Source organism: Campylobacter lari, from assembly GCF_004357905.1.
Lineage (GTDB): Bacteria > Campylobacterota > Campylobacteria > Campylobacterales > Campylobacteraceae > Campylobacter_D > Campylobacter_D lari_D.
The window spans coordinates 237,201-244,998 of record NZ_SMTT01000002.1 but is presented as its reverse complement, the minus strand read 5'-3'; the positions used below and the strand labels follow the sequence as shown (position 1 = coordinate 244,998).

The 7,798-nt window shown below is 31.3% G+C and carries 6 protein-coding genes and 2 tRNA genes; 6 read left to right on the top strand and 2 right to left on the bottom strand.

Features of this window, described 5'->3' with window-relative positions:
• Positions 1-362: 362 nt before the first annotated feature.
• From E2O22_RS03215 to E2O22_RS03200, 4 genes are all read left to right on the top strand, one after another.
• Entirely contained in the window at positions 363-1,775 is a 1,413-nt protein-coding gene (locus E2O22_RS03215) for an aspartate ammonia-lyase (RefSeq protein WP_133319186.1), read from the top strand.
• 18 nt (positions 1,776-1,793) lie between these two features.
• Positions 1,794-3,128: an anaerobic C4-dicarboxylate transporter gene (locus E2O22_RS03210; RefSeq protein WP_133319185.1), complete on the top strand. Its 1,335-nt coding sequence runs from the start codon at positions 1,794-1,796 to the stop codon at positions 3,126-3,128.
• Between the two features lie 93 nt (positions 3,129-3,221).
• A complete protein-coding gene (locus E2O22_RS03205; protein WP_133319184.1) occupies positions 3,222-4,565 on the top strand; it encodes a TrkH family potassium uptake protein in 1,344 nt (447 codons plus the stop codon).
• Positions 4,562-5,203 carry a potassium channel family protein gene (locus E2O22_RS03200; protein WP_133319183.1) on the top strand — a complete coding sequence of 214 codons (642 nt, stop codon included), beginning with the start codon at positions 4,562-4,564 and terminating at the stop codon, positions 5,201-5,203. Before E2O22_RS03205 ends, E2O22_RS03200 begins: the two co-directional genes overlap by 4 nt.
• A gap of 245 nt (positions 5,204-5,448) precedes the next feature.
• On the opposite strand, the gene E2O22_RS03195 is transcribed toward E2O22_RS03200, so the two are convergent.
• Positions 5,449-5,525, bottom strand: a tRNA-Met gene (locus tag E2O22_RS03195).
• Between the two features lie 126 nt (positions 5,526-5,651).
• On the opposite strand from E2O22_RS03195, the gene E2O22_RS03190 reads away from it, so the two are divergent.
• Complete coding sequence (locus E2O22_RS03190; protein ID WP_133319182.1) at positions 5,652-6,302, top strand: putative metalloprotease CJM1_0395 family protein; 651 nt, start codon at positions 5,652-5,654, stop codon at positions 6,300-6,302.
• Here the strand turns inward: E2O22_RS03190 and E2O22_RS03185 are convergent.
• Positions 6,303-6,390: transfer RNA gene (locus E2O22_RS03185), tRNA-Ser, on the bottom strand.
• A 53-nt stretch (positions 6,391-6,443) separates the two neighbouring features.
• On the opposite strand from E2O22_RS03185, the gene E2O22_RS03180 reads away from it, so the two are divergent.
• Positions 6,444-7,790 carry a COG3014 family protein gene (locus E2O22_RS03180; protein WP_133319181.1) on the top strand — a complete coding sequence of 449 codons (1,347 nt, stop codon included), beginning with the start codon at positions 6,444-6,446 and terminating at the stop codon, positions 7,788-7,790.
• Positions 7,791-7,798 lie beyond the last annotated feature (8 nt).

Sequence of the window (7,798 nt, the reverse complement as noted above, 5' to 3'; positions counted from 1 at the left end):
GAAGTTTTAAATAATTAAACTAAACCCTTAATGGGTTTAGTTTGAGTGAATAAGATTTTAAGTGTTAAGATGATAGCTTATAATCAAATTATCTAAAAAATGATACCCATTACAATCATAACTTCAACAAATACTTCAAAAAAATATACAAAAAATAAATATAATTAATATCATTATAAATAAAATTATTCATAAAATATCCACTATTTAGAAAATGAATATCAATACTTTATATTATTTTATATATTTTTATTAAAATTAGAAAAAATTGGAAAATTTTATGAAACTTTTATAAAAAATTGTTATATAATACCTATTAAGTTCATAAATGAAACTTAAATAAAACCCACAAGGAGTACATCATGGGAACAAGAAAAGAACACGACTTTATTGGTGAGTTAGAAATTTCTGATGAAGTTTATTATGGAGTGCAAACTTTTAGAGCACTAGAAAACTTCAATATGAGTGGTAGAAGACTACAAGATTATCCTTATTTTGTAAAAGCTTTTGCTCAAGTTAAAAAAGCAGCTGCTCTAGCTAACAAAGAAGTTGGAGTTCTTGATGCAGATAAAGCTGATGCTATTGCTAAAGCTTGCGATAGATTGATTGCTGGTGAATTTTTAGATCAATTTGTTGTGGATATGATCCAAGGTGGTGCTGGTACTAGCACAAATATGAACACTAACGAAGTTATCACAAATATTGCTCTTGAAAGTATGGGTCATAAAAAAGGAGAATATCAATACCTTCACCCAAATGATCATACAAATTTAGGTCAATCTACAAACGATACCTATCCAAGCTCAATCAAAGTAGCAACCTATGCAAAACTTAGTGATCTTTTAAAAGCTATGGAAGGCTTAAAAGCTGAATTAGAAGCTAAAGCTAAAAAATACAAAGATATCATCAAAATGGGTAGAACAGAACTTGAAGATGCGGTTCCTACAACCTTAGGAAACACTTTCAATGCTTTTGCTAGCTATATTAAAAGTGATATTGAAAAGATCACAGCAGCTCGTGAGTCAATGAGCTATTTAAATTTAGGTGCTACAGCTATTGGAACAGGAATTAACTGCCACCCTGATTATAAATTTGTGGTTGAGAAAAAATTAAAAGAAATCACTGGTGTTGATTTTAAACCTGCTGAAGATTTCATTGCAGCTACTCAAGATACAGCTGATTTTGTACATGTAAGTGGTGCATTAAAAACTGCAGCTGTAAGATTATCTAAAATCGCAAATGATTTAAGGTTGATGAATTCAGGTCCAAGATGCGGTCTAGCTGAAATTAGTTTGCCTGCTATGCAACCGGGTAGTTCTATTATGCCAGGTAAAGTAAACCCTGTAATTTGTGAAGCAGTTGGCGAAGCTTGCTATGAAGTTATAGGTAATGATGTTACTATTATGCTTTGCTCTGAAAGAGGTGAATTTGAACTTAATGCTTTTGAGCCAGGCATTGCTTATGGGTTATTTAACTCGATCGTATTGCTTGAAAATGCAATGAAAACTTTAGCTGAAAAAGCTATTAAAGGATTAAAAGCAAATCCTGAAAACTGCAAAAAACTTGTATTAAATTCAATCGGAATCGTGACTGCATTTAATCCTGTTTTAGGTTATGAAAAATCTGCAAGTATTGCAAAAGAAGCTCTAGAAACTGGAAAAGCAGTAGGTGATATTTGTCTTGAAAGAGGCTATTTACCAAAAGAAAAAATTGATGAGATTTTAACACCAGAAAATATGTTAAATCCTCATATGACAGAAAAAAGAAAAGCTTAATAACTTAGGAGTTTAATCATGGATATTATGATTATTTTACAACTTGTTGTCTTCCTTGGGGCAATATTCATAGGTATCCGCCTTGGAGGCATAGCAATAGGCTATGCCGGAGGTTTGGGTGTTGTTATTTTAGGTCTTGTTTTAGGCATGAAGCCAGGTAATATTCCTTGGGATGTTATTTTAATCATCGCTGCTGCTATTGCTGCGATTTCTGCAATGCAACAAGCAGGTGGCTTAGACTACATGGTAAAAGTTACTGAAAGAATTTTGCGTAAACACCCAAAATTCATTAATTATCTTGCACCAGCTTGCGGTTGGTTACTTACTATTTTAGCAGGTACCGGTAATGCAGTATTTTCATTAATGCCTGTTGTTATTGATGTTGCAAAATCTCAAAATATTAAGCCATCAGCTCCACTTTCATTAATGGTTGTTGCTTCACAAATTGGTATTACAGCTTCTCCAGTTAGCGCTGCTGTTGTTTATATGACTGGTGTATTAGAGCCACTTGGCTGGAACTATCCTGCATTAATTGGAATTTGGATTGTAACTACTTTTGCTGCTTGTATGATTACAGCTTTTATTGTAAGTTTAATTACTCCAATGGATCTTAGCAAAGACCCTGTATATCAAGAACGCTTAAAAGCTGGTCTTGTAAAAAGTGCTTCAGATGTTTTACATAGTGAAGATAAACCGGGTGCAAAACTTTCAGTTGCTATATTTTTATTTACGGTATTAGCAGTTGTTCTTTATGCTACTGCAATTTCTAATAATATTAAATGGATTGATCCTGTAGTTATCCCAAGAGATGCTGCAATTATGAGCTTTTTATTAACTGCTGCAACTTTAATTACATTCTTATGTAAAGTTGAACCTGCAAAAATTTTAGATACAAGTGTATTTAAATCAGGTATGACAGCTTGTGTATGTGTATTTGGTGTTGCTTGGCTTGGAAATACTTTCGTTGCAGGCCATGAAGCAGGTATTAAAGAAGTAGCGGGTGAATGGGTTAAACAAACTCCTGCTATGCTTGCAGTTGCTTTCTTCTTTGCTAGTATGCTTTTATACTCTCAAGCAGCTACTGCAAAAGCTATTGTTCCAGTTATCGTTGCTGCATTAGGAATTTCAGCTACAAATCCTGCAGATTCTTATATGCTAGTTGCTTGTTTTGCTGCTGTTTCAGCACTTTTTGTACTTCCAACCTATCCTACTTTATTAGGTGCAGTTCAAATGGATGATACAGGTACAACAAGAATTGGAAAATTCATATTTAATCACGCATTCTTTATCCCGGGTGTATTGGCTATTGCTATTGCTGTTTCATTAGGATTTTTAGCAGTAGGAATGCTTTAATGCTCTTGCTTTCCGCTTTTAGCGGAAAGTTTTCTTCTTTTACTTATTAACTAATTTTAAGTAGAATATTTTTTTAATTTTTAAAGAAATAAAATGGCAAAATTATCTTTAGATAGAAATAATATAAGAATCTTATTTATAGGTTATATACTTATAGCTCTTTTTGGCACTTTCATCCTTATGTTACCCATTATGCACACTAAACCAATATCTTTTTTAGATGCATTTTTTACTAGTGCTTCAGCTGTAAGTATGACAGGACTCATTGTGCTAAATACTTCATTAGATTTTAGTTTTTATGGACAGCTTGTTATTTTACTACTTATCCAAATAGGTGGTTTAGGCTATATGAGTATAGCCATGGCTTTATATATTTTAGTACGAAAAAAGATGAGTTTTGGAGAAAAAAATCTTTTAAGAGAATCCTTAATTTATCCTGGTGCTGATGGGCTTGTAGGATTTTTGAAAAAGGTTTTATTTTTTGTATTTGCTATTGAAATTGTTGGTGCTGTTTTATTATTTTTAAGATTTAAATTAGATATGAATTTAACTGATGCTCTATGGGCTAGTATTTTTCACTCCATTTCTGCTTTTAATAATGCAGGTTTTAGCATATTTGAAAGTGGCTTAATGCCTTATAGGGATGATTTTTGGATTAACTTTATCATTACCTCTTTGATTATTATTGGCGGTTTGGGCTATTTTGTATTACTAGAATTATACTTTTTTTCAAAAAAACGCTTTGCTAGTCTAAGTCTGCATACAAAGCTTGTTTTAATTTCCACTATTATACTAATCATTTTTGCAAGTTTGATTGTGTTTTTATTTGAATATCATAACCCAAAAAGCATAGGAGAATTTTCTCTTTTTGATAAAATTATGAGTGCATATTTTACAGCGGTAAATTACCGAACTGCAGGATTTAACACTCTTGATCTTAGCACCTTTAAGGATGCAAGCTTATTTTTTGGATCTTTGTTTATGATTGTAGGTGGTGCACCAGGTGGAACTGCGGGGGGCATTAAAGTAACTACTATTGCGGTACTATTAATTTATGCATATTGGAGTATCAAAGATAGTAATGCAAGAATTTTTAACTTTGAAATTCCAAGCGAAACTATTAATAAAGCTTTCATTATAGCAGTAAGTTCAATTGTTTATATTATTACCTGCGTGTTGCTTTTATCTTTGATTGAAGATGATAAAAGTTTTTTACCTTTGCTTTTTGAAACAAGTTCAGCATTTGCCACAGTAGGTGTTTCAGTTGGCGATGGTGGGACCTTATCACTTAGTGCGCTTTTTAGCTCCGAAAGCAAACTTATTGTTATTTTACTAATGCTTAGCGGTAGAGTGGGCGTGCTTGCGTTTTTATTTAGTATATTTTTTAAAGAAAAAGAAAAATATTTAAATTACCCAAAAGGAAAAATCATACTATGAAAAAAGAAACTTATGGTATTATAGGACTTGGAAGATTTGGCTCTGTTTTAGCAAAAGAACTTATTGACCAAGGCAAAAGAGTTATTGTTTCAGATATTGATGAAGAAGCTGTTAAAGAGTTGCAAGATCATGCGGATTTTGCTTATATCTTAGATTCTACTCACACTATAGCTTTGAAAGAAGCGGGCTATTCAAATGCTGATGTTGTCATACTTAGTATAGGTGAAAATCTAGAATCAAGCATACTTACCTTCATGGCCTTAAAAGAAATAGGGGTAAAAAATATCATAGCTAAAGCAAATTCTTCTACACATGGACAAATTCTTTCAAAACTTGGGGTTAATAAAGTCATCTATCCTGAAAAAGAATCTGCAAAGCGTTTAGCTAAAATTCTTATCACTAATCCAAATTTTGAAATCATAGATCTTTCAGCCAACACCATAAAGGTAGCAAAACTTTTAATCGATGAGAATTTAGCGGGGAAAACCTTGCAATCCATTGGACAAAATTTAAAAGTCATTGCACACAAACAACATGATACTTGGAGCATTATGCCAAATCTAGAAAATACCGCTTATTTAAACGATATATTAATGCTACTTGGCACTCAAGAAGAACTTAATCAATATGATTATTGAAGATTTTAAATGCTACTTTTACTTTGCACTATCAATATGATAAATCTAGAAAAGAAACTCTAGTACACGGCTACACAGACCCAATCCATATACTAGGTCACTAAATTTTTAATGTCCTTGTAAAATAAGGGCATTAAAACCATACAATAAATTAAATATAATCAAAAAACTATACTTATAAGCATTCTTGAAAGCTAATTTACAAAATATAAAAAATAAATATAACATTAAAAAGATATTTTAAGTGGTGTCAAGGGGGAGACTTGAACTCCCGACCTCCGGCTTATGAGACCAGCGCTCTAGCCAGCTGAGCTACCCTGACATAAAAAGAAGTTAAAATTATACTTTATTTTGCTTAACATTTTATAAAATACTTATTTTATAAATTTTATATATTTTTTAACTTTTTTGTGCTAAAAATATGAAATTATATTTAAAAAGGATTTTAATGCAAATTAGCTCAAGTTATGGCGGTGCCTTTTATACGCAAAATCCTTATCAAAACAAAGACAAAGAACAAACAAAAGAAAATATTTCTGAAAAAGAAAACCCACAGCAAACAAAAGAAAATAAAAACGATCAAGAAAAAGATGAAAAAACTCAAAAAGTTAATGGTAAAGACTTAAGTAGTGAAGAAGTAAAACAGGTACGAGAGCTTGAAAAAATCGACAGAGAAGTAAGGGCTCATGAAGCAGCCCACCAAGCAGCAGGTGGAGCCTTAGCAGGAGCTGCAAGTTTTGGCTATACAAGAGGTCCTGATAATAAAATGTATGCAGTTGAAGGAGAAGTGCCTATAAGAATACAAAAAGGCAATACTCCTGAAGAAACTATAGCCAATGCTATGCAAGTAATTGCTGCAGCTATGGCACCAGCTGATCCTAGCCCCCAAGATTATAAAGTAGCAGCTAATGCTATGCAAATGCAAAATGATGCGCGCACCGAGCAAGCTAAAATAAAAGCAGAAGAATCAAAGACTCAAAATGATAAAAATAAAGACGAAGACGATAAAAAAGCAAATCCAAATTCTAAAGCCATAAAATCATACACACAAAATTCATCACAAGATTACATAGGAAGTCAGTATAATAAAAGTGCATAGTGGCAGAGAGGAAGGGATTCGAACCCTCGGTGAGTTACCCCACACACGCGTTCCAGGCGTGCTCCTTCGACCACTCGGACACCTCTCTAAAAATGAAAATTATAACTTATTTTTTTAAATTTATACTAAAAAAGGGATTTTATGAAGCTTTTTTACTCTTGTTTTTATCTTTTTATTTTACTTTTTTTAAGTGCTTGTTCAAATCATGCTAATGTTAATTTATCTTATGAAAAAGCCTTTGTAAACAAACAATGCGATGAAAATACTTTAACTTTAAAAAATGCAGACAAAGACACTATATACACAGGGTTAAATTTAGCCTCTTTAGCAAGAGTTTGTAAAGATTATGAAAAAAGTAATGCTTTTTTTGATAAAGCAGAAGAGGCTTACAAATATGATGTAGATTTACAAAACGGGCTTCAAAAAGCCACAAGAAATTTTAGCGAAATTTTACTTAATGACACCATCAATGATTATCAAGGTTATTTTTATGAAAGGATTATGCTAAATACCTACAAAGGTTTAAATTATATGAGCTTGGGAGATTTTAAAAATGCAAGAGTAGAGTTTAACAGAGCTTTATACAGACAAGATAGAATGAAAGAATATTTTTATGATTATATACAAAAAGCTCAAGAAGAATACCAAAAAGAACTTCAAAAAGATAAAAAAACATATGCGAGTTTTCAGCAAAATTTAAGCCCTATCTATAAACAATATGATAATCTTCTTAGCGCATTTAACGCAAATAAAAATTATACTAATATCTATGCTAGTTATCTTAGTGCTTTATTTTTCTTTTTTGATAAAGATTATATTAAAGCTTATGATCTTTTAAAAGAAGTAGCATTAAGCGATGTAAAAAACAAACAACTTCAAAAACAATTTCAAGTATTTGAAAAATTCACTCATTTAAAAACATCCTTCCCTCAACAAAAATATATTTTTATCATTTATGAAGATGGTTTTAGTGCTACAAAAGAAGAATTTGATCTTACCCTACCATTTGTTTTTAATGATAATCTTGCAAATATTAGTGTAGCTTTTGCTTATTTAAAATCAAGAAATGCTTCTTATAAATTCTTGCAAAGTCAAGATGAAAAAACACAAAATTTAATTTATTTTGATGATATTATAGCAAGTGAATTTAAAACTCTTTTACCCTCTATGGTGATGAAAACCCTAGCCTCAAGCGCTCTTAAAACTTCAATTAATTTAGCCATAGCTAATAATGATTCTAGTGGCTTTTTATCATTTATTAGCACTGTTAGCACTGCTTTAATCAATAAAGCAGATCTTAGAATGTGGCAAGCTTTACCAAAAAGTGCTAGTATTTTAATGCTAAAAAATGAAGGTTTAGTTAAAATTTATAATGATAAAGAAAAAATAATCTTTGAAGATGAGCTGGAAAAAGATAAAAATTATATTGTGCTTATAAGATCTTTTGTGCCAAATTCAAATATTATTTACAAAATTAAAGAAAAATAAGGAGATAA